The 21,680-nt window shown below is 50.1% G+C and carries 16 protein-coding genes; 8 read left to right on the top strand and 8 right to left on the bottom strand.

Features of this window, described 5'->3' with window-relative positions:
* Positions 1–95 precede the first annotated feature (95 nt).
* From ACXIT9_RS11720 to ACXIT9_RS11700, 5 genes are all read right to left on the bottom strand, one after another.
* On the bottom strand, positions 96–938 hold the full coding sequence (locus ACXIT9_RS11720; RefSeq protein WP_458056419.1) for a transglutaminase family protein: 843 nt from the start codon (positions 936–938) through the stop codon (positions 96–98).
* Entirely contained in the window at positions 935–1,708 is a 774-nt protein-coding gene (locus tag ACXIT9_RS11715) for a peptidase (protein WP_458056418.1), read from the bottom strand. The genes ACXIT9_RS11720 and ACXIT9_RS11715 overlap by 4 nt, the downstream gene beginning before the upstream one ends.
* Positions 1,705–2,691: an alpha-E domain-containing protein gene (locus ACXIT9_RS11710; protein ID WP_458056417.1), complete on the bottom strand. Its 987-nt coding sequence runs from the start codon at positions 2,689–2,691 to the stop codon at positions 1,705–1,707. Before ACXIT9_RS11710 ends, ACXIT9_RS11715 begins: the two co-directional genes overlap by 4 nt.
* Before the next feature lie 18 nt (positions 2,692–2,709).
* Positions 2,710–4,143, bottom strand: coding sequence for a circularly permuted type 2 ATP-grasp protein (locus ACXIT9_RS11705; RefSeq protein WP_458056416.1), 1,434 nt, complete (start codon positions 4,141–4,143; stop codon positions 2,710–2,712).
* 88 nt (positions 4,144–4,231) lie between these two features.
* The gene (locus tag ACXIT9_RS11700) at positions 4,232–5,098 is read right to left on the bottom strand and encodes an N-acetylmuramoyl-L-alanine amidase-like domain-containing protein (protein WP_458056415.1); all 867 of its coding nucleotides are present in this window, start codon (positions 5,096–5,098) and stop codon (positions 4,232–4,234) included.
* 226 nt (positions 5,099–5,324) lie between these two features.
* Between ACXIT9_RS11700 and ACXIT9_RS11695 the strand changes: the two genes are divergently transcribed.
* Positions 5,325–6,362 (top strand): alkaline phosphatase D family protein, encoded by a 1,038-nt coding sequence (locus tag ACXIT9_RS11695; RefSeq protein WP_458056414.1) that lies wholly within the window; start codon positions 5,325–5,327, stop codon positions 6,360–6,362.
* 45 nt (positions 6,363–6,407) lie between these two features.
* Here the strand turns inward: ACXIT9_RS11695 and tamL are convergent, their stop codons facing one another.
* Together tamL and ACXIT9_RS11685 are read right to left on the bottom strand one after the other, a co-directional pair.
* Complete coding sequence (gene tamL, locus ACXIT9_RS11690; protein ID WP_458056413.1) at positions 6,408–8,717, bottom strand: translocation and assembly module lipoprotein TamL; 2,310 nt, start codon at positions 8,715–8,717, stop codon at positions 6,408–6,410.
* Positions 8,704–13,839: a translocation/assembly module TamB domain-containing protein gene (locus tag ACXIT9_RS11685; RefSeq protein ID WP_458056412.1), complete on the bottom strand. Its 5,136-nt coding sequence runs from the start codon at positions 13,837–13,839 to the stop codon at positions 8,704–8,706. Before ACXIT9_RS11685 ends, tamL begins: the two co-directional genes overlap by 14 nt.
* 252 nt (positions 13,840–14,091) lie before the next feature.
* Here ACXIT9_RS11685 and miaB point away from each other — a divergent pair, with 252 nt between their 5' ends.
* The 5 genes from miaB to secG are packed head-to-tail and all read left to right on the top strand — an operon-like array spanning position 14,092 to position 18,604.
* Positions 14,092–15,543, top strand: coding sequence for a tRNA (N6-isopentenyl adenosine(37)-C2)-methylthiotransferase MiaB (gene miaB, locus ACXIT9_RS11680; RefSeq protein ID WP_458056411.1), 1,452 nt, complete (start codon positions 14,092–14,094; stop codon positions 15,541–15,543).
* Positions 15,544–15,564: 21 nt separating this feature from the next.
* On the top strand, positions 15,565–16,884 hold the full coding sequence (locus ACXIT9_RS11675) for a sigma-54 interaction domain-containing protein (RefSeq protein ID WP_458056410.1): 1,320 nt from the start codon (positions 15,565–15,567) through the stop codon (positions 16,882–16,884).
* Positions 16,885–16,918: 34 nt separating this feature from the next.
* Positions 16,919–17,416 (top strand): LPS assembly lipoprotein LptE, encoded by a 498-nt coding sequence (gene lptE, locus ACXIT9_RS11670; RefSeq protein WP_458056504.1) that lies wholly within the window; start codon positions 16,919–16,921, stop codon positions 17,414–17,416.
* 29 nt (positions 17,417–17,445) lie between these two features.
* On the top strand, positions 17,446–18,174 hold the full coding sequence (locus tag ACXIT9_RS11665) for a hypothetical protein (RefSeq protein WP_458056409.1): 729 nt from the start codon (positions 17,446–17,448) through the stop codon (positions 18,172–18,174).
* A 13-nt stretch (positions 18,175–18,187) separates the two neighbouring features.
* Positions 18,188–18,604 (top strand): preprotein translocase subunit SecG, encoded by a 417-nt coding sequence (gene secG, locus ACXIT9_RS11660; RefSeq protein WP_458056408.1) that lies wholly within the window; start codon positions 18,188–18,190, stop codon positions 18,602–18,604.
* A gap of 136 nt (positions 18,605–18,740) precedes the next feature.
* Here the strand turns inward: secG and ACXIT9_RS11655 are convergent, their stop codons facing one another.
* Entirely contained in the window at positions 18,741–19,463 is a 723-nt protein-coding gene (locus ACXIT9_RS11655; protein ID WP_458056407.1) for a hypothetical protein, read from the bottom strand.
* Positions 19,464–19,686: 223 nt separating this feature from the next.
* On the opposite strand from ACXIT9_RS11655, the gene ACXIT9_RS11650 reads away from it, so the two are divergent.
* Positions 19,687–19,965: a co-chaperone GroES gene (locus ACXIT9_RS11650; RefSeq protein ID WP_458056503.1), complete on the top strand. Its 279-nt coding sequence runs from the start codon at positions 19,687–19,689 to the stop codon at positions 19,963–19,965.
* 34 nt (positions 19,966–19,999) lie between these two features.
* Positions 20,000–21,628: a chaperonin GroEL gene (gene groL / locus ACXIT9_RS11645; RefSeq protein WP_458056406.1), complete on the top strand. Its 1,629-nt coding sequence runs from the start codon at positions 20,000–20,002 to the stop codon at positions 21,626–21,628.
* Positions 21,629–21,680: the final 52 nt, after the last annotated feature.

Raw genomic sequence — 21,680 nt, 5'->3', positions numbered from 1 at the left:
CAAATCTGCCGCAGCTTCCCTTTCACCTCTTTAGAAAATAAAAAACAGAGAATAAAATAGATTTCCCCTATCCCCTCCGTTTGCCACACCCGCTCTTAGTGCGCTGAAAGCTGTACATCTGTGGCCAAAACGGCTTTAGCATCCCCTGCAAAATTCCCCTGAAGGGGAGCTACCTGTTCGGGATGATAGCCCATCGCCAAAGGAATATACCCGCCATCAGCCAGCAAGCCTAGGCTGGGGTCCAGCCCTACCCAGCCCGCACCAGGTAAAAATACCTCCACCCAGGCATGCAGTTCGTGCCCCCCTGTCCATTCACTATTGTAAGCATACCCACTCACGTAGCGCGTGGCTAGCCCCACCTGGCGCAGCATGTGTACCAGCATCCAGCTGAGGTCGCGGCAAGCGCCTCTTTTCAGCTGAAAGGTCTTTTCAGGCGCCCAAAGATCGGGGGTCAACCGAATTTCATGTTGCCAAAGGGCATGCACTTCAGCAGCGATTTTGGCCAAAAAAGACACGATATCGACCGCTTGTGCCATGCATGTGCGCGTAAATGCTTCCAGCGCAGCATCCCGAGGGGAGGCCAGAAAAGGCGCTAAAAAGTCACGCATTTTTTCTGGATACACATAATGCTGGAATGGAAAAAGAGGTGTGTTCAGCAGTAAAAAACCATACGGATTCACGGTTTCAAGTTGCAGCTCAAGCTCCAAATTGATGGAAAAAGAAGTGTACGCTTCTGCCTTGAACCACAACTGCCAGTAGCTATTGCCCAGCATATCCACGCGCTCGTGAAGGCCTTGGGGCTGGGGCCAAATGGATAGCTTTTCTGCTTCCAGCCGCACATAGCCCCGCTGCTGGGGCTTTAAATAAAGTGCGTGTGGCTGCAGAAAAACGCCTGAAGAATAAGTGTAGCGGGTATGATGCTGGATGGAAAGCCTCATCGCTGCTCTTCTTCTGTATTAAGGTCGAGGATTTCTTGTACGCGCAGCCCTTCCCTCGAAAAAGCTTTTTTCAACGCATCCACCGGTAACGTCTGGATGGCTTCTTTCAGCTGCTCATTCCAGTAGGTCGAAATGTGCTCCAGCTCCCGCTGTTCGAAGCGCCGCTCGATGGTATGAAAATGATCGTTTTCCAGCACTACCGTGTCGATCGGATAGTCTACGTCATTCACGGACAGCTTGGTCGCATCGAAAGCTAAAAAGGCGCATTTCATGGCGAATTCTAAGGAGTCTTCGTACGACAGTGAGCGCCTTAAGATGGGATTTCCGGCACCTGTATTTCCGATAGAAACAAAAGGCGTCCCGCGCCGAATTTCGATCCAGTTGCCTTGAGGGTATAACAAGTACAACTTGGGAGACTTATCCTCTTCCAGCTGTCCTCCGATGATGGAAAATAAGTTAAAGGCGAATCCCGCCTGCTCTAGGTTCGCCTGATCTTCTTTGGCTACCCGTTTAACCTGGTCGGCAAAGGCATTTACCATCAAGTACAGTTTGGTAATCTCAGCATCTTTTTCTTCGATCACCTCCGAGAAGTAGGTAATCGCCTTATCGCGCACAGAGCGTAAGCCCGAGGTCATGATAAAAAAACTGTGTTTTTTTCGATTTACCGTGAAAACTTTCTTCGAGGTCGTCGTTTCTGTTCCCGAAGTGATGCGGGTATCGGATAAGCCGACGATGCCGTGCTTGGTTTTGATTCCTAAACAAAAGGTCATTGGATGGTAGAACTGGTTTGCTGGACAAAGTTGTCTCTAATTTGAAAGAAATTTGAATGGATCTTGTTCGAAACTTGATTAAGTTTTATCTGTAAGCCATCGATATACTCATGCAAGCCAGAATCGATGATCTCAGCCACCTCTGTAAACTCCAGCTGTGCCCGCAGCTCTCCGATCGCCTTCACCGCAGAGTTTCGCAAGGCCCGATCTCCCTGACCTGAAATACGCGTCAGGCAGTGCTCCGCCTCCCGCAGACAGTAAAAAACTGAGCGCGGAAAATACTCATTTAACAGCAAAAACTCCACCACCTTGGCCGGCTCGATATTGCCATATAGCCGCTTATAGGTATTGAAAGCAGTAACCGACTTGAGCAAGGCTGTCCAATGCAAAAAGTCCAGTGGCGTCCCGATTTCATCTGCCGTGGGCAGCAATATATGATACTTAACATCTAAAATTCGGCTCGTCTTATCGGCGCGCTCCAGAAAAAGGCCCAGCTGCCGAAAGTACCAACCCTCGGTTCGTGCCACCGTGCTATCGGCTATGCCGTAAAGCAGCAAAATTTGGTTTTTCACGTCTTGAAAAAAGGCCCGCGGGTCCTCCTTCAGCCAAATTTTTCGTTCCCTTTTCGCATTTACGAAGTGGTACAACTTATTCAGCCCCTCCCAAGTTTCTTTGGTTAGATTTTCACGAATCACACGGGCATTTTCTCGCGCAAAATGGATGCTGGAGAGGATGGAGTTTGGATTTTCTTTGGCGAAAGCCAAAAAGTAAACCACGTCCCTGCGGTCGAAGCCCTGAAACTGCCCGACGAGGTACAGCTCCCGGTCTCCTGTGGCATTAATGAGTGGCTCCCACTGCGCCTTCAGGTCAGGTGGAAGGTCGAGCATCAAATTAAAGTTCACATCGATAAAACGGGCGTAATTTTCGGCCCGCTCCAGGTAGCGACCTAGCCAATAAATAGAATCTGCAACACGACTTAGCATAGCTTAAATTTTCTTCGTTTAACGTTCCCCATACAGCACCCAGGTATCTTTAGTGCCACCTCCCTGCGAGCTATTTACCACCAGAGACCCCTTTTTTAGGGCCACGCGGGTCAGCGCGCCCGGAATCACCTCGATCTCCTCTCCATACAAGATATAAGGGCGAAGGTCCACATGCCGTCCCTGTATGCCCTCTTCCGTGTAGGTGGGAACAGAGGAAAGGGACAGCGTCGGCTGAGCGATATAATTCGTCGGGTTTTCGCGAATCAGCTTCCTGAACTTTTCGTGCTCCAGGGCATCGGCCTTCGGCCCAATGAGCATGCCGTAGCCTCCCGCAGCATTCGTTTCTTTGACCACCAGCTCTTCGATATGCTCGAGGACATACTGCCGATCTTGCTCTTCCCGGCAGAGATAGGTGGGCACATTCGGGAGGATGGCCTCCTCGCCGAGGTAATACTGGATAAAGCGCGGCACATAGGCATAGACTGCCTTGTCATCCGCCACTCCTGTTCCGGGGGCATTGGCCAGGGCCAAATTTCCCGCCTGATAGGCTCCGAAAAGTCCCGGGACCCCCAGCATGGACTGAGGATTAAAGGTCAGCGGATCTAAAAAAGTATCGTCGATGCGGCGGTAAAGCACGTCGATCTGCCGCAGCCCTTTCGTGGTCTGCATGTATACCTTATTGTTTTTCGTGAGCAGATCGATCCCGGAAACCAGCTCCACTCCCATCTGCAGCGCTAGGTAGGAATGCTCGAAATACGCGGAATTATAAATACCCGGGGTCAGCACCCCGACTACGGGCCTGTCCTTGTTAGCGATAAACTGCAGCATCTTTAGCAACTTGGCCGGATAATCCGAAACCGGCATCACGCCGAGCTGATTGAACAAGTCGGGATAGGCACGCTTGATGATTTCTCGGCTCTCCAGCATGTAGGACACTCCAGAGGGGCAGCGTAGGTTATCTTCTAAAACATAGTACTGCCCATTTTTATCCCGCACCACATCAGTGCCCGTGATATGGCACCAAATGCCTTTAGGGGGCTGTAGCCCTTTGCAGGCCTGTAGGTAGTCCTTACTGCCCAGGACCAGCACTTCGGGAATTACCTTGTCCTTCAGGATTTTTTGTTCGTTGTAGATATCGTGTATAAAGAGGTTGAGCGCCATGATCCGCTGCTTGAGCCCTGCCTCTATATGCTTCCACTCAGCATGGGGAATGATTCTGGGGATGATATCCAGAGGCAAAATTTTCTCCACGCCCTGATTGTCGTGGTAGACATTAAATGTCATGCCCATGGCCAGCTGGTTTTTGTTGGCCGTATACTGAAGCTGTGATAGCTTTTTAGGGCTGGTTTTGCTGATTAAATGAAGAAAATCGGCATAGTGGCTGCGCGAAACACCATCAGGTGTAAACATTTCATCAAAACCATCCCCTAGAGGATAATTTTTAAGGTTCATTTTATGGTCGGTTAGTCCTCTAATATAGGAAAAAATGCTGAGACCTCACCGGTAAAACGAATAAAATAGCTACCAATACACCTTTCACTCATCGCAGCCGCAGCACCCGGATGCCGATGACACGGGACTGTGCAGCCAGATAATCTGCCAGTGGCTGGGGGCTGATCTCCACCTGCATCCGCTCGGTACCTGCATGTAAGAGGTGCAGGGCTCCTTCTTGATGGAGGGCGATGCCTACATGCGTGATGGCGATGCCTTTCACCTGGCTATGGATGGCGATGAGGTCGCCCGATTGGATAGCAGGTGCTGCGGCTGCCACCTTCGCCGTAGGCAGTAAGGGATAGGCGCTGGCACTAAGGCGCTTTTCCTGCTGCTGAATGGCTTCGAGGGCCTTCGGGTCGCTGAGCTGAGGATAAAATTCCGGATGACGCGACATAAAGAAAAAGTCTTGGCGCCGCGGCTCTCCTCCTAAGTCGGCCGTCACCTCTTCCAAAAGCCCCGAGGCCACATGGGTGGCGATCCAGTCCGTAAAATAATGTAGGCGAGAGGCGTATCCCGCCAGCTGGGCATCGCGGTAACGCACTCGCTGTAGGGCCTCTAAAAACCCAGAAAAAGAAGCGTCTCCTGCGCGTGCGCTTAGCGTCAGCGCCAGTATGTTCTCTAAAAAGGTCGTGCAGTCTAGTCCATCCAACACCAAGACAAGCTGCTCCGGGCCCGGCAGCTCTAAGGTCTTAGCCACATAAGGAGTCCCTAAAAAGGCTTTGCCGAAAGCCAGCAGCAGCGCCCCATCTGCCTGCTCCGGCCTGTCCTGCGCCGCCGCTAAAAGCTCCGTAATCCTATCCCGATCTGTATCTGAACAGAAAAAAGCTGGGGGCGTCTTCTGTCCCAACAGCACCCCCTGAACACCGAATAAGAAGGTAAGCACAAGCATAAGGCGAAACACATAGAGGGACATTTGCGCAGGGGTTTGTTGAAAAGGAAAATTACGATGAAATATCCCAAGCGCCAAAGCACTTGCATGCTTTTTGGCCACAGAGATCGGGGCCCAAACGCCAAATCCGAGCAAACCATGTGGCATCGGTCTGTTATCTTTCTGTGAAATTACGGGAGCGGAGGCCGGCAGACTGTTGAAAAATTCGTTCTTTACGGAGTCTTTACAGAAAATTTATCCCTTAAAACGCATGAAACGCTTTTCACAACTTGCACTTAGTATTTTTGGCATCGCCCTTTTCAGCTGCCAGTCGGGCCCAAAAGGGGCAGCTACGGCAGAGGCTGAAGCCCCCGAAAACAGCCCACTGCGCATGGCCTTTGGTTCCTGCAACAAGCATGACCTCCCCCAGCCGCTTTGGGATCCGATCTTGGCAGATAACCCGGAGGTGTGGATCTGGATGGGGGATAATGTCTATGGTGACACCCATGACATGGAGCTTTTAGAGAAAAAGTACCAGGCACAGTTCGCGCATCCTGCCTACACCCAGCTCCGAAAGCAGGCGCAGGTGATCGGCATCTGGGACGATCACGACTATGGTATAAACGATGGGGGCAAGTATTACAGCCAAAAGGAGGCGAGTCAGGCGCTTATGCTGGACTTTTTAGAGGAGCCTGCAGATTCTCCGCGGCGCAGCCAAGCGGGGGCCTATGCCAGTTACACCTATGGCCAGGGACAGCAGCGGGCTAAAGTTATCTTACTGGACGCACGCTACCACCGAGATACGATCTATCGGGTGGATGGCGCCTACCGGCCGAATACTTCGGGGACCATTTTGGGCGAAGCCCAATGGGAATGGCTCGAAAAGGAGCTGCGCGAAAGCGATGCGCAGGTGCATCTGATCGCCTCCGGGGTACAGTTTATAGCTGAGGAGCATGGCTGGGAAAAATGGGCTAATTTCCCGAAGGAGCTGGAGCGCTTGGAGGCCTTACTGATCTCCTCAGGGGCTGCCAATCCTGTTTTTTTGAGTGGCGACCGCCATATCGCGGAAATTTCGCGTAAGACCCTGGCGAATGGCCAGGACATTTACGACATCACGTCCAGCGGCTTGACGCATACCTGGAGCAGCTGGAGACCAGAGCCCAACAAGCACCGAATCGCTGGAGACCATGTGGCGGCCTTGCACTATGGCCTACTCGAAATCGACTGGCAGGCAGCAGAGATGCATACTTGGATCAAGGGCGAAGGTGGAGAGGTGCTTTTAGAGCAGCGCATTCCGCTTCAATTTTAGGTGAAATCGGAATGCGCCCGAATGGAAAAAGGCGGGTAAAATGGTTTAGAACGGATAGCCGATCGCAAAATTAATAATCAAATTATCCCTGCGCCAGTCTGAGCTGCCGATGTCAAAGCTGCGCTGCCAGCGGTTGTCGGGGGCTAGCCAGGGCTTGCGCAGGGGTGTGGCGAAATCGAAGCGCAGCACAAAAAAGTCAATATCGACGCGTAGTCCGATACCTGCCCCTACGCCGAGTTCCTCTGCCCAGTTGGAGGTAAATTGCCCTCCGGGCAAAGCCTCATTGTCGTTTACCAGCCACACATTCCCAGCATCCAGGAAGAGGGCACCTTTCAAGTAGCTCACCAGTGGAAAGCGATATTCGATATTTCCTTCGAGTCGGATGTCTCCTGCCTGATCGAAGAATCCCGCGATGGACTGCATCTCAGGAATATATGTTCCTGGGCCTAAGGAGCGAATCCGGAAAGCACGCACAGAGTTGGGGCCACCCGAAAAGTACTGCTTCACGAAAGGCAAAGATACGTTATCGCCCAGTGGCAGCCCGAGGCCAGCGAAAGTGCGTAAGACCAGTTGATTGTCTTTCGAAAATCGGAAGAAGTAGCGTAGGTCGATATCGCCGCGCACATAGCGGGCATATTCAGTACCGAGGAAGCGCTCCGGACGCTCACTTCCGAAGGCGCTGTTTACCAGGGAAAGGCTATTTCCCGCCACGTCTAAGGTCGCTCCGAAAAAGAGCGCCCGCTTCCGGAAATCATCCACGAGCTGATTGTAATTAAAGGTGTAATTAAAGCCAAGAATAAACTGCTGTTCGAAACTTCGCCGCAGGAAGGGGTTGTTTTCCAAAATTTCATTAAAGAGTGGTGAGATGTTCCCTAGCTGTACGAAACTCAGGCTCAATGGGTTAACCTCATGGTAGACGAAGCGGTTCACCCTCCAGAAATAGCCGAAAGAGGCATTATACGAGATGAGGCGGTACAGGTCGGTGCGGTTTTGATATTCCGTTCCGACAGAAATACGTGTACTGGGGATGGTGTACTGGAAGCGGTTCATCACTGGAGCCGGAAACAGTACCCGTGGATAGGTGATGCTAGCTTGGAGGCCTAATTCAACAGACTGTAAGCCGGTACGTTCGCCTGCGGCAATTTGCTGCTCGAAGCCCACATTCGCACTCAGCGTAAAGGTCTCTCCCCCGCGAAACAGGTTTCTATTGCGATAAGAAAACAGCATCCCGGGGCCCGCGAAGTTATTAGATTTTGTTACCGCCTGCAGCTCGGCACGAAAGCTCCGCTTATTCTGTGGACTGAGCGCGATTTGGCTGCGCAAGCCGAGACGGCCGGTAGCATCGGGAATAGTATCGAGCTCCTCATATTGAATATTGACGAAGCGATAGGTGCCGATGGAAGACAGTCGGTTACTGGTACGCCGCGATAGGTCTGGGCTAAACAGCCCCTCCGGCTGCATGAGCACATAGGGGGTGATGCGCTCCGGATAGAAAAACAGTTCATCCTGAATGACGCGGATGCCGCGGTTATTCACCGTATCGGCTTGGCTATAGTCTTCATTTACAGAAAAATTAGGCAGCAGGTCGATTTCTCGCAGCACATAAGGGTAAAGTGCCTTTTCGGGGACATTGCGCTTTAGGCGCAAAAACAAATCGTACTGCCGACCCTCCAGGCGATTCGTATCTGCCTCGAAGATGAGTAAATCTCCGGAGAAGTTGTAATATCCCTCTGCCTTCAGGCGGCTCTCCAGTTCTTCGCGTACTTTTTTTAGGCCGTCCAGATCGAAGCGATAGCCTTTTTGAAGACTTGTCTCTGGGATCAGCTGCTGAATACGCTGCATGATCGGCAGGCTGTCACCTTCTACAGTAAATTCACGCAGTCGATAGGGCTCTCCGATTTCTAAAGTGTAGCGCACGGAAGTTTCCTTCTTTTTTTGGCTCTCTTCCAGCTGATAGCTGAGGCTATTGAAAAAATAGCCCTGATTTTCGAGACGGTTTTGGAGCAGCGTCAGCGTCCGCTCCGGGTTTACACGACTGAAATAGACAGGCTCCTCCCCGATTCTGCGTTTCAGGAAGCGATTGATAAATCCTGGCTTTTCCCGACTCCCCTTATAATGTGCCCAAAGGCCAAGCCGCATGCCCAGTGTACTGCTATTCGGCTTGGGCCGCAAAACACCTTCCAGGTCGGCTCGCAAACGGCTATTCCGCTCAGAAGAGCTACTTTTTATATCCAGCTCGGAACCAGCGTACAGGCGCTCATCTTCGGGAATAAAGCGCTGCACACTACAGGCTCCTAACAAAAGCCCGAGTACAAGGAAAAATCCACTATACGACCACAGGTTAAGGCTTCTCATTTTCTTTTTTTTCTGCTTCCTTTACTTCTCTCAACTGTTCCTCCGGGCTCATGGGTGGATCTTCCTCCTCTGATTTACGGGGACGCCACAGTTCTTTAAAATAATTAAATTCACGGTTGAAGATCAAGGAGCCCCCCGTGATAATTAGTTGCCCATCGACGATAGATTCAAATTGATTTTTACGGAATGCCTTCGCACGCCACATACCGGCGGGTGTGAGCAGGTATTCCACCTCTACATCCCCAAAGAGGGCATTTTGCTGCTGTCCCGCCGCGGGCCCTCCCTCTACTGCCACCTGACCTCCGATCGAAATCACGAGTCTATCATCGAAAAGGCGCTGCCGAGCCGCTACATTCAGCTGCGTACGGTCCTGCCCGGTGCCACCTTCGAAGTCTTGGAAGGAGTCCAGTCCGAGGTCCAGGCTAAAGCCGGACTCACCGAATAATTTATCCGAAAGTGCATTCAGCTGGTTAGACAAAAGATTACTCACACTGTTTCGGGCGATATTCACCGATCCCCCAGAAGCTCCATCATTATTTCCTCCGGGAAAAAATTGATTGAGCACCAGTAAAGAAAATACTTGTCGATTTAACTCATCCTCGCGCTCGTTCAAGGCCAAAACAGCTCCGTACACGCTGCCCCCTAAGGCTCCCCTATCCTGCTCGGCCATATCCAACCCAAAACTAATCGCAGGCTGCAAAAGATCTCCGCGGACAAAGAGAAATACCTGAAAAGGAACAGACTGCCGGTACTGCGCAGCGCTTTCGGGATCTACTCCTGAAAGCTGAGACAACATCAGCTCTGTTACAGGTGTGCGGACGCTGTAAATGGTTTTCAGGTCTAACTCCGCATCTAGAGGATCGCCCCGCCAGCTCACCCGGCTGCCTTCGCCCAACTCAAACCGGCGGTTTACCAGGCCGAAAAGGCTCAACTCATAATGCCCACTGCGCACTTCGTAGATACCCGCCAGGTTCATGCGCCCATTGGGGCTGAGGTTAAACTGTAAGTCAGCCTTCCCCTGAAGGCGCAAGTTGTCACCTGAGCGCTCGTCCACGATGACATTAAAGACCACTGTAGGGTCGATTTCGATTAGCGCCTCTACGGCTAAACCTGTTAGGGCTCCGCCTAATAACTCCTGCTGCCGCTGGGCATCCAAATTTTCTTCATTCTCGCGGTCTACCAGCAGCACCACCCCAGAACGCTCTACGACATCCACTTGGTCTTCGGGCAGAAAAACGGTGACCTCTGTCCCACGGAGAAGTTTGACACGCGTACGGATATCGGGATTATCCAGAGGCCCTTTCACCGCAAGGTCCAAATCTAACTTGGCGCGACCAAAAAAGAGCTCTTGCTCCCCTCTTTTCAAGTCAAAAAGGGTGAAGTCCCTGCTGTCCATCTCCAAATCCAGACGGATAGCGTCAAAATCTCGTGTGTCTACTTCACCCTTCAGCGTAAAGGTGGCGTTATTTTCGTCATACACACGGAAACGCTCGATTTTTATCCCTTCACGTTCCACCCGAATAGGATCTGCGCTGAAGCGAAAAGGAGCATTTAGGTCTGCTGGTACCAAAAACGCATCGTCCACCAGCGCAAAACTACCTGCGTACTGTGGATCCTCTGCCGTGCCGTAGAGGCGCATCTTCCCCTGCAGACGCCCCCCCGCCTCCAAAATAAGTGAGTCTGTAAAAAACGGCAACTGCGCCAAGTCAAAACGCTGCAAGTCGAGGTCAAATTCAAAACTGTTCTGCGCATCCGCATGAAAGGTACCCCCAAATTCCACATCTGCCAACCCTTCTTTTAGCGCCAGCGCCAGCGTGTAGCTCTCCAGCGTAGTCGCCTCGGCATCTAGGCTAAAATTTCCTAGCGCGAGCTGCATCGCTTCCAGTTGGTCGATTCGGAAAGCCGCCAGCAGCCCGGGATTCTCCAAGGGGCGCTCCACAGTAATAAATCCGTCTAAGGTCCCCGAGGCGAGCGGCTCATCCGGGTTTAAGAAATTGGTAAAGGTCCCCAGGCGAAACTGCTCGAAGGACAAGGTCATCGCATCCTCTGCAGCTCCTAAAACCGTGCCCGTAAGCTGAAGGGACTGCTGATTTCGCGTCAGACGAAATTTTTCGGCGCCGAAACGGCCATCGGCATACCAAAGCACATTTTCCGGGTCCATCTGCCAGGAGCGCTGGTTCAGCAGCAGCTCCTCCCCGTCGAGGCGAAAGGCGAGCGAATCTGGCCGCAGGTAGAGCTCCGAACGGATAGCCATAAACTTTTCCTGCTCCTGAAACACCTCCAGAGACTGGCGGAAATCCCCCGCTTTGGCCGTCAGGCCGAAAAGGGTCTCTCCGACCTTAAAGGCACCGCCGTTCAGCCCACTGATCCCCGTCTCCAGTGTGAGCCCCGCGCTATCTCCTGCCACTTTAAAGCGAAAACCGTCCACGGTAACGTCTCCGAAGCCCACTTCGGGAAGGCGCGCTTCCAGCGCAAAGTTCTGGTCCTGCGCATCGGCCTGAAAACTTAGCCGAAGCGTGTCCAAAGTAAAATTCTCCTCTAAAAAGTTTTGAATCAGCTCATTCGGATAAAAGCTAAAGGCTCCGGATAAGGTATAGGTGTCCGTACTATCGGCCTCCTGCAGGTAAGCCGTATAAGTCTCCGGGAGAGCGAGGCCCAAATGGCTACGTAGCTGAATCTCTAGCCGCTCTGCCATGTAGTTGGGGTCTCCTTCCAGGACGGTGGCGCCATTTAAGAAGTCAGAGCGCACATTTAACTTGATAAAGTCGCTTTGGTAAAGGCCGGTAAGGTTAAAATCTCCTAATTCAAAGCGACGCCCAGCTTGCAGCACGGCAGCCTGCTCGAGCTTCAAGCCGAAGTCCAATGTCTCCTCCGCATAGCGTGCCCCCAAGCGTAGGCCTAGCTGTCCCTCTAGCGGGGTATCGGAAAGGCCGAGATGTTGCGCATCGAATCGGGGTATATTCAGTTGTAATGCGATCTCCTGGGCCAAACTGTCTAAAGAAATCGCTGCGCGCAGATCCAGGTCAAACCAGTCGCGGGCATGCCGCAAGGTAAGGTCTCCTTCCCCCTCCTCTAGGGCCAGCTCCATCCGCAAGGCCGATAAATCCAAGCTGTCGTAGGCGAGCTGGTCGAAGTCCCAGCGCAGCCGAGCCTGCAGGTCCTCTAGGGAGGAAAAAGAGCCCTCCGCCTGCAGTCGCGTACTGATGGGTGCCAGCTCGGGCAGCTCCAGCAGATCAGAAAGGTTCAGGTCGCGGATGCGCAGGTCGGTAGTCATAAAGTAGCTAGCAGGGGCCCGCTGCCCTCCTTCGAGCTGCCAGTTGATATCGCCGATAGGAGAGCGAAGCGCCAGTTGGCTGCGCAGGCCACTGCTCCCCCCTTGGCTGGAAAGCTGCAGGGTGAAGCGCTCCGGAAGTGGGCCTCCCTGCCAGTCAGCCAAAGCCCCCAGTCCACGTCCATACCCCGTAAAACGCAGCTCGGGTAGCTCAACACGAAGTTTTTCCGGATCCATAAAGTGCGCCACATAGAGGTCTGGCACACGGAGGGAAAGGGTCTCCGACAGGTCCATTTCCAAGCGGCTAAGCTGTAGATTTTCGGCATCTCCATTCAGTGTAAAGCTTCCTTTAAACGGTTTTAAGGCCTTAAACCATGGCTCCTCTACCAGTTCCGGTACGAAGAAGGCCAGCTGTTGGAAATCGGTCCTGGCCTCTAGCTGCAGTCCATAGTTTAAAGCCTCCAGCGGGTTTTCTCCCAGTAGGGAGGCGATCGAAGGAAAGCGCAGCTCGCTCTCTGCTCGTAGACTGGTGCCGGGGAGTTGGAAACGAAAATCAGCGATCTCTAGCCCTTCCTCTTCCAGCGCCAGGGCCAGGCTCAGCTCCTCGAGCTGCAGGCCACGCTGTTCCTTAAGGGTAAACGTGTGCAGGTGGGCTTTTAGGCGGCCGGGCTTCAGGGTGATTTGGCGGAGCGCCAAATTAAAATCAGCTAGCTGCACGTCATTTGGGTCGATAAAGGGCAGCACCTCGGCTGTCCCAGCACGATCTGTGAAGCGGAAAGCCGCGTCTTCCAGGCTTAAATCTGCAAAATTTACACGCCAGTCTGGCCAGCTGAAGATTTCCTCCACGGTCTCCGCCGTATCTGCGGGAGGGGCAGCCCCCTCTGTATCGCCAGCTGCGGTACCGGTAGGCATTTCGACCGAAGAATCCAGCTCCAAAGCGGCACGCAAACCTGAAAAACGAAGCACATGAATGTGTACGTTTTGCTCCTGGAGGTCTAATTCGGGTAGCTCAAAAATAAATTCATCCCAGCCTAGGTCTGCGGCTAAGGCTCCGGGTAGGTCGCTGTACTGCAAGCGGGCATTAGGCATGCGCAGCTTTCCCAAGCTAATCACTGGAAGCGGACCCTCCGAGGGCGCCGTTTCCTCCTCGGAAGCTGGAAATGCATGAAACTGTTCATAGCGCACCTGCAAACCCTCCCAGTCGATGGACTCCAGGAGGTAGGCCCCGGCGTCTAGGTCGAGCTTTTCCGTTTTCATGCGAAATTCTTTCCACTCGGCCTCCAAATCGATCCCCAGACTTTCATCCCGGAAGGCGAGCTGTATATCTTTCAGCTGCACGGGGCCTAGGTATAAGGTTCCCAAGTCCGCTGTCTCCTCAGGGGCCTCGCTCCCTGCGGGAGAACCTAGCTCGCCGGGTTTTGGCGCTGGCGCCTCCTCCTCCCCGAGCAACGCCTCCAGAATAAAATCGAAGTTGAAATTTTCCTCCTCATCGCGTACGATGTGTGCACGCACCTGTTCCAGTTCCACCCCAGAGATGCCGAGGGTTCCAGAACGTAAAAAAGGCCAAAGCGCGAAGCCTGTCTCCAGCTTACCGATGTAAAGTAGCGTATCCCCTTGGCTATCCCCCACGAGCAGACCCTCTAGGGCGAGATCCCCTTGGAAGGTGATAAACAGCCTGTCCAGCTCCCAGCGGCTTTCTGTCTGCTGGCGCAAATAAGCCAAAGCCTTTCCGACGATAAAATTTTGGCCATAAGGCGTGCGTATAAACAGCAGAAGCCCCACTACAAGCAGGAGAACGACTAGCAGAAAATACCCAATGCCTTTACTTATTTTTAGAATAATACGTTTCAAAAATTACGAATACTTGTTGGTTTAGTACTTTTTTAAGAAAAGGAATAGCTGTGGTAGCTAAATATACTTGATTTATAGCTGAAAGTTCTCACATCTCCTTTAAATTTTCTTAGCTTTCCTCATTAACTCATCCGGGGGAAGGTGGTTTTAGAGGAAGGGCAAATGAAAAACAGGGAGGTGATTTATTTTACCTTTCTAACTGTCATTTTGTCCGATTTTTACTAATTTTGCATGGCGTAATCGAGAAAGCAAATGGAAAACCTCATTAGAGACATAGATATTATCAGCCCAGAGGAGGCGCAGGCCTGTGATGTAAAAGTAACGGTAGAGGAGGCGACAGGAAAGAGTAAGAAGCTCTACATCGAGTCGTATGGCTGCCAGATGAATTTTTCGGATTCAGAGATTGTGGCCAGCATCATGAAGGAAAATGGTTTTGACACCACCTCGGACATGGAAAAGGCGGATGTCATTTTCTTAAATACCTGCTCCATCCGGGAGAAGGCGGAGCTCACTGTGCGCAAACGTTTGGTGCATTTTAATGCCTTGAAAAAAAATAAGCCTGAGCTAACGATCGGGGTACTGGGCTGTATGGCGGAGCGGCTGAAAGAAAAGCTGTTAGAAGAGGAGCAGATCGTGGATGTGGTCGTGGGACCGGATGCTTACAGGGACCTGCCGAACCTGGTAGCTGTGGCGGAGGCGGGGGATAAGGGGGTAAATACTTTCCTTTCACGTGAGGAGACCTATGCCGACATCGCGCCAGTGCGCTTGAATTCGAATGGCGTAAGTGCTTTTATATCCATCATGCGGGGCTGTGACAACATGTGTTCTTTCTGCGTGGTACCCTTTACGCGGGGGCGAGAGCGGAGTCGTGATCCCCATTCGATTGTGGCCGAGGCACGTGAGCTTTTTGCTAAAGGCTACAAGGAGGTGATCCTGCTGGGTCAAAACGTGGACAGTTACAAGTGGTCTGAGGAAGAGAACAACAAGGCCCGCCTGAATAAAAAAGGGGTGGACGAAGTTGTGAATTTTGCGCAGCTCCTGGAGATGGTCGCGCTGGTGGATCCGAAGTTACGCGTACGTTTTAGCACCTCCCATCCGAAGGACATCACCGATGAAGTACTGTATACGATGAAGCGCTATGCGAACATTTGCAAGTACATTCACCTGCCTGTGCAGTCGGGTAATAGTCGTGTGCTCGAGTTGATGAACCGCACCTACACCCGGGAATGGTACTTGGAGCGGGTAGAAAAAATCCGTGAGATATTAGGTGAGGACTGTGGGATTTCCTCAGATATGATCGCTGGATTCTGTAGTGAAACCGAGGAAGAGCATCAAGACACGCTGAGCCTAATGGATATCGTGCAGTATGATTTCTCGTATATGTTCTTTTACTCAGAGCGTCCGGGCACATTGGCAGCTAAAAAATTCGCTGATGATATCCCGCTAGAGGTAAAAAAGCGGCGTTTAGCCGAAATCATCGCCAAACAAAATGCGCTCTCCCTGCTCCGCAATCAGCGTGATTTGGGCCAGGTACAGGAAATCCTGATCGAGGGCTTCTCTAAGCGCTCTGATGAGCAGCTAAAAGGAAGAAATTCAGCGAATAAGGTCGTCATTATCGATAAGGGTACGCATCAGATCGGGGAATATGTACAGGTTAAAATCACGAATTGTTCTACAGCGACACTTTTCGGTGAGGTCGTATAAAGCGGAAGAAAGCCAGCAGTTATGATCAGCACAGCAGAGATACAAAGCGTCAAGCAGCGATTCGGCATTATCGGAAACAGTCCCTTACTTCACCATGCGATCCAGGTGGCCATGCAAGCGGCCCCTACGGATATGACTGTGCTTATCACGGGCGAGAGTGGTAGCGGGAAGGAAAGTTTTTCGAAAATCATCCATGCGCTCAGTGCCCGTAAGCATGGCAAGTTTATCGCGATTAACTGCGGCGCGATTCCGGAGGGAACGATAGATTCTGAGCTTTTCGGTCATGAGAAGGGAGCCTTTACTGGCGCCCACGAGGGGCGCAAAGGGTATTTCGAAGTAACTGATGGAGGCTCAATTTTTTTAGATGAGATAGGAGAAATGCCGTTAGGCACACAAGCCCGTCTGCTACGGGTCCTGGAAAATGGTGAATTTATCCGCGTAGGCTCTTCTAAGGTGATGAAAACGAGCGTTCGTGTCATCGCTGCTACGAATGTGAACCTAATAAAGGCAGTAGAAAAAGGGAATTTCCGCGAGGACCTGTATTATCGATTAAATACCGTACCCATCTACGTGCCCCCTTTGCGCGAGCGCGGAGAAGATATCGCGCTGTTATTTCGAAAATTTACGACTGATTTTTCAGAAAAATACCGCGTGAAGCCGATTACCTTACAGGCTGATGCAAAGGCACTTCTGCTCCGCTACCCTTTTCGTGGCAATATCCGTCAATTAAAAAACTTGGCGGAGCAAATTTCGTTGCTGGAAGAAGAACGTGAGGTAGATGCGGCCACCTTAGAGCGTTACCTGCCACGTGAAGGGTCTAGTTTGCCTGTGGCCTACAAAGGTGGGGAGGGCGAAAAAGGTCAAGATTTCAGCGAGCGCGAACTTTTATATAAAGTCTTGTTCGACATGAAAAAAGACATGCATGAGTTGAAAAAGCTAGTGCTGGAAACCTACCAGTCGGGCGGATTGAATGCATCGATTATTAACAAGCATCAGCGGCTTTTCGAGGGAGTAGAAACCAGCGAGGGTATGGAGCGGGACGATCATCGGGAAGATAGCCGGACTAGCGAGCGGGAGGAAACGGTCTCCTATCCGATTTTGCTAGACCATCGACAGCAGCAGGAGCATGAGCATGACGCTGAGGAGTATGCAGATACTGTTATCGAGGACATCGCCCATGAAGAAGACGAGGGTTCCCTTTCATTAGAAAAGAAGGAGCGGGAATTGATTATTCGAGCCTTAAAGAAGCACCATAATAAACGTAAATATGCTGCGTTAGATTTAGGTATTTCAGAGCGAACGCTTTACAGAAAAATCAAACAGTATGATATCGAGGGATAAGAAGAGTATACTCGCTGTAGTGTGTAGTGTGGGCATGCTTACGCTTCTGGCCGCGTGTTCGATCAGTTATAGCTTTACGGGGACGAACATCAACTATGACATTACGAAGACCTTTTCGGTCGATAATTTCTTCAATGATTCGGGCGGGGGACCTGCAAACATGGAGCAGCTGTTCACGGAAAGCTTAAAAGAATTTTATCAACGAAATACCCAGCTGGAGCTGGTGCGCTCCAATGGGGATTTACAGTTGTCGGGTGCGATTACACGATATGCTATCGCGCCATCGGCGACAGTCACCAGTCAAAATCCGGATGTGCCAGATCGTGCGGGCCAGATGCGCTTGACGATCGCGGTAGAGGTTGAGTATGTAAATATTCACGATGAGGAGCAGGATTTAAAGCGAACGTTTTCCTTTTTCCAAGATTACGATCCGCGAACCACCTCTGTTTTACAGGTAGAAAGTGAGCTAATAGAGGAAATTTTCGAAAATATCATACAGGATATCTTTACGGCTACCGTAGCGAACTGGTAAATGTGTGATTTTTCCAGTAACTTCATCCGATGAATCTTATTGAATTAGTAACAGCGGTAAAAAATCCTAGCGAATTAAATCCCACGCAATACGGTTATCTGGTAAAGCTACATGAAGATTTTCCTTACTGTGCAGTGGTGAATCTTGTTTTGGCCTATCATGAGCGGCAGCGTTCACAGGGAAAGCGTACAAACTGTCTGCACTGGGCGGCGATTAGCATTTCGGATCGGCGTTATTTATACGATTACCTTCATGATACTACTGTTTTTAGCAGTTCCGATTCAGCGCAACAAGTCGTTGCCTCCACCACTTTAAAGCCAGGAGAAACCCAAGAGACAGCCGCTTCTGCATCACCGTCAGTTGAAAATGAAGACGGCGCCTTACGAGAAGCCCTCAGCCAAACGCCTGACTTCAGTGTAGGTGACGTAGAAGAACCGAAAGATGGCGCTGCCGAAGAAGCTGGAGATGCGGAAACAGGCTCTCGTTTAGACGCCTTGATCGCTAAATTCGATGAAGGGCATGGTCGTTTACGGGCCTTGCCGCAGGATATGGATGCACCCTACAAAAAAGAAGATCTTAGTAAACCCAGTACCGAGCTAAAAATGAATTTAGTGACGGAAAGTTATGCGAAACTGCTGACTTTGCAGGGTAAAACTACGAAGGCCAAAGAAATTTATGCCCAGTTAATGGTGAAATTTCCGAATAAAAAGGCTTACTTTGCAGACCTTATTTCAAGCTTAGATAAAAAAGAAGAATAATTAATCCCATCATATGTTTACCGTACTTATTACAGTTATCATCGTACTGGCAGTACTCTTAATTTTAGTTATTTTAGGTCAAAACTCCAAGGGTGGCGTAGGTGCAGCTTTCGGCGGCAGCGCAAGTCAAATTATGGGGGTAACGAAGACTGGAAATATTTTGGAGAAATCTACTTGGGTGCTTGCCATCGCGATTTTGGTGCTCTCCTTAGCATCTTCGGCTTTTTATACCTCATCGACAGGTGGTGATAGCTTTAGCTCTCCAAACATCGAAAATGCCCGCCAGCAGCAGCTATTAACACCTTCTTTCGGTGATGACGAAGGCGGTTTACTTCCCTCAGAAGGTTCTATCCAAGAGGGTGGTGAGTCTTTACAAAACATAGAGATTTCTCCTGCTGAAGAGGGGTCTTCTGAGGAAGAGGAGAATTAATCCTTTTCGTAACATAAAAAAGCGCCACTAACCTCGTTAGTGGCGCTTTTTTATGTTGTGAAGAAGTGTTTCCCTTGTTTTGCGCCCTTGGCGCAAAGGGTGTCCAAGCTGTAAGTCCTACCCTCCGTCACTTTCCTTAGCTCTTTTCTTCTTCGCTAAGATGGAGTAAGAGCAGGCGTTTACTCATGGGCAAGAATGTTTCCTGCAGCGGAATCGTGCGGTTCGATAAAATACTGTAGACTGCTGGGTTCGGAAGGTCTCGGTATTCACGAATCAGGCGCAATTTTATCGCTTCTACCGTGTCGGCCAAGGTTCTACGTATGGACTGCATAAACTGCATCATGATTCCTTTAAAGGAGTCGCGTGCCTGAGTGAAGATACCCACCTTGTAGCGGTAAACATGCAGCTCCTTTTCCTCCTTAGAACCTAGGATAGCATAGCCTTCCTGTCTGTACAGCGGCGTGATGCCTACAGGGCTAAGTTCCATTTCCTCTTCCAGAAAATCGTAAATGGTTTTGCCTTCCTCGATGTATTTTTTCAACTGAGGAATGGCATAGTGAAGCAGTTCCTCGAGTACCTGTATGGAGGCATCATCTGGGATGGCGCTGCCATATTTCCATGTCATTTTTTCAGGATCAGGACCGAGGATACGTTTCGGAAAAGCTTCACGCAAGCGCTCCTTTTGTTCCTGCATACTTGTCAGTTTTTGGTAATGGTAAATTAAATCTGCCAGAGGAGGATATAATTTCACCTCTCGAAAGCGACTAGAGACATGTTTTAGGTAGGCCAAAAGCAGATATTTTTTGTATTCCATGTCCATCCAGCCTTCAGCGATCCAGTTATCGGTTAATTTTTCCATAAAGTAGGCATTACTAGATTTGGAATTTAAGGAGTTCGGACAAATTAAACAAGTGCTTTTGAAATTTTGACAGTTGAAAAAAGCCATTTTCAAGAATTTATCACAAATACCCAGCTGAGCAAGCGACTTTATGGCAGTCTCTACCGATTTGAGAGAATTGGCACAAGAATCGCTCATGGGCACTGTAGATAACAAGCAATCAACCTTAATTTATAATTTAATCATGTCAAACGTTAACATCAAACCTCTTGCAGACAGAGTTCTGGTAGAACCTGCTGCAGCTGAAGAAAAAACCGCTTCTGGTCTTTTCATTCCGGACACTGCTAAAGAGAAGCCACAGAAAGGCACTGTAGTAGCGATTGGAAATGGCAAAAAAGATGAACCATTGACTGTAAAAGTGGGTGACACTGTACTTTACGGAAAATATTCCGGTACGGAACTGTCCTTTGATGGTCAGGACTATTTGATCATGCGAGAAGCTGACATTTTAGCGATCATTTAATTAAACCCTTTAAACTCTAAAACATTAGAAAAAAATGGCAAAAGAACTCTTTTTCGATACAGACGCAAGAGATAAACTGAAAAAAGGCGTAGATGCCTTGGCGAATGCTGTAAAAGTAACTTTAGGTCCTAAGGGCCGTAATGTAATCATCGATAAAAAATTCGGTGCTCCTACGATCACTAAAGATGGTGTTTCTGTAGCGAAAGAAATCGAGCTGGAAGAGCCCATCGAAAACATGGGTGCTCAGCTAGTGAAGGAAGTTGCGTCTAAAACAGCTGATAATGCGGGTGATGGTACCACTACTGCGACAGTATTAACGCAGGCGATTTTTAATGCAGGTATCAAGAACGTAGCCGCAGGTGCAAATCCGATGGACCTAAAAAGAGGAATCGACAAAGCGGTCTCTACGATCGTAAGCACGCTAAAAGCTAACTCTAAAGACATTTCTACTTCTAAAGAAATCGAGCAGGTCGCTACAGTTTCTGCGAATGCAGACGAAGAGATCGGCAAGATGATCGCTGACGCGATGGATAAAGTAGGTAAAGATGGTGTCATCACTGTAGAAGAAGCGAAAGGTACTGAAACTGAAGTAAAAACAGTGGAAGGTATGCAGTTCGACCGTGGTTATCTATCTCCTTACTTCACCACGAATACGGAGAAAATGGAGGCTGAATTAGAGAATCCATTTATCTTAATCTACGATAAGAAGATTTCTTCTATGAAGGAATTACTTCCTGTACTAGAGCCCGTCGCGCAGTCTGGAAGACCTTTAGTCATCATCGCTGAAGATGTAGATGGTGAGGCTTTAGCCACACTCGTAGTGAATAAAATCCGTGGTGCGCTGAAAGTGGCTGCTGTTAAGGCTCCAGGTTTCGGTGACAGAAGAAAAGCGATGTTAGAAGATATCGCGATCTTAACCGGTGGTACTGTTATCTCTGAAGAAAGAGGGTACAAGTTGGAGAACGCCACTATCGATTACCTAGGTAATGCTGAAAAGGTAAACATCGATAAGGATAACACCACTATCGTAAACGGAGCAGGTGATAAAGGTGCTATCGAGGCGCGTATTAATGAAATCAAAGCGCAGATCGATAAAACAACTTCTGACTACGACAGAGAGAAATTACAAGAGCGCTTAGCGAAACTTTCTGGTGGTGTAGCGATCCTTTATATCGGTGCTGCTACTGAAGTAGAGATGAAGGAGAAAAAAGACCGCGTAGACGATGCTTTACACGCGACACGCGCAGCGGTTCAAGAAGGTATCGTAGTTGGTGGTGGTGTGGCTCTCGTACGTGCTGCTGCTGCTTTGGATAGCTTAAAAGGTGAAAACGAAGACCAAGATACAGGTATTAACATTGTCCGCATTGCCATCGAAGCTCCATTGAGAACGATCGTAGAGAATGCTGGCGGCGAAGGTTCTGTCGTGATTAATAAAATCAAAGAAGGAGAAGGCAACTTCGGTTACAATGCCCGTTACGACCGCTACGAAGACTTATTCGAGGCTGGCGTTATCGACCCTACGAAGGTGACACGTTTGGCTTTAGAAAATGCGGCTTCTATCGCTGCTCTTCTATTGACGACTGAATGTGTGGTAGCTGACATCAAAGAAGATGCTCCTGCTATGCCTCCTATGGGTGGCGGTGGCATGGGTGGCATGATGTAAGCCCTTTCCACATCCTTTTTGCAAAAGGCGAAATCTTCGGGTTTCGCCTTTT

The organism is Nitritalea sp., from assembly GCF_054166705.1.
Note: the sequence above shows the minus strand (reverse complement) of the source record. Positions and strands in the feature narration are given on the sequence as shown.

What these genes read in the sequence shown, in the direction of transcription:
- ACXIT9_RS11720 (WP_458056419.1), bottom strand. Translation starts at nt 938, where the DNA reads ATGAGGCTTTCCATCCAGCATCATACCCGCTACACTTATTCTTCAGGC.
- ACXIT9_RS11715 (WP_458056418.1), bottom strand. Translation starts at nt 1,708, where the DNA reads ATGACCTTTTGTTTAGGAATCAAAACCAAGCACGGCATCGTCGGCTTA.
- ACXIT9_RS11710 (WP_458056417.1), bottom strand. Translation starts at nt 2,691, where the DNA reads ATGCTAAGTCGTGTTGCAGATTCTATTTATTGGCTAGGTCGCTACCTG.
- ACXIT9_RS11705 (WP_458056416.1), bottom strand. Translation starts at nt 4,143, where the DNA reads ATGAACCTTAAAAATTATCCTCTAGGGGATGGTTTTGATGAAATGTTT.
- ACXIT9_RS11700 (WP_458056415.1), bottom strand. Translation starts at nt 5,098, where the DNA reads ATGTCCCTCTATGTGTTTCGCCTTATGCTTGTGCTTACCTTCTTATTC.
- ACXIT9_RS11695 (WP_458056414.1), top strand. Translation starts at nt 5,325, where the DNA reads ATGAAACGCTTTTCACAACTTGCACTTAGTATTTTTGGCATCGCCCTT.
- tamL (WP_458056413.1), bottom strand. Translation starts at nt 8,717, where the DNA reads ATGAGAAGCCTTAACCTGTGGTCGTATAGTGGATTTTTCCTTGTACTC.
- miaB (WP_458056411.1), top strand. Translation starts at nt 14,092, where the DNA reads ATGGAAAACCTCATTAGAGACATAGATATTATCAGCCCAGAGGAGGCG.
- ACXIT9_RS11675 (WP_458056410.1), top strand. Translation starts at nt 15,565, where the DNA reads ATGATCAGCACAGCAGAGATACAAAGCGTCAAGCAGCGATTCGGCATT.
- lptE (WP_458056504.1), top strand. Translation starts at nt 16,919, where the DNA reads ATGCTTACGCTTCTGGCCGCGTGTTCGATCAGTTATAGCTTTACGGGG.
- ACXIT9_RS11665 (WP_458056409.1), top strand. Translation starts at nt 17,446, where the DNA reads ATGAATCTTATTGAATTAGTAACAGCGGTAAAAAATCCTAGCGAATTA.
- secG (WP_458056408.1), top strand. Translation starts at nt 18,188, where the DNA reads ATGTTTACCGTACTTATTACAGTTATCATCGTACTGGCAGTACTCTTA.
- ACXIT9_RS11655 (WP_458056407.1), bottom strand. Translation starts at nt 19,463, where the DNA reads ATGGAAAAATTAACCGATAACTGGATCGCTGAAGGCTGGATGGACATG.
- ACXIT9_RS11650 (WP_458056503.1), top strand. Translation starts at nt 19,687, where the DNA reads ATGTCAAACGTTAACATCAAACCTCTTGCAGACAGAGTTCTGGTAGAA.
- groL (WP_458056406.1), top strand. Translation starts at nt 20,000, where the DNA reads ATGGCAAAAGAACTCTTTTTCGATACAGACGCAAGAGATAAACTGAAA.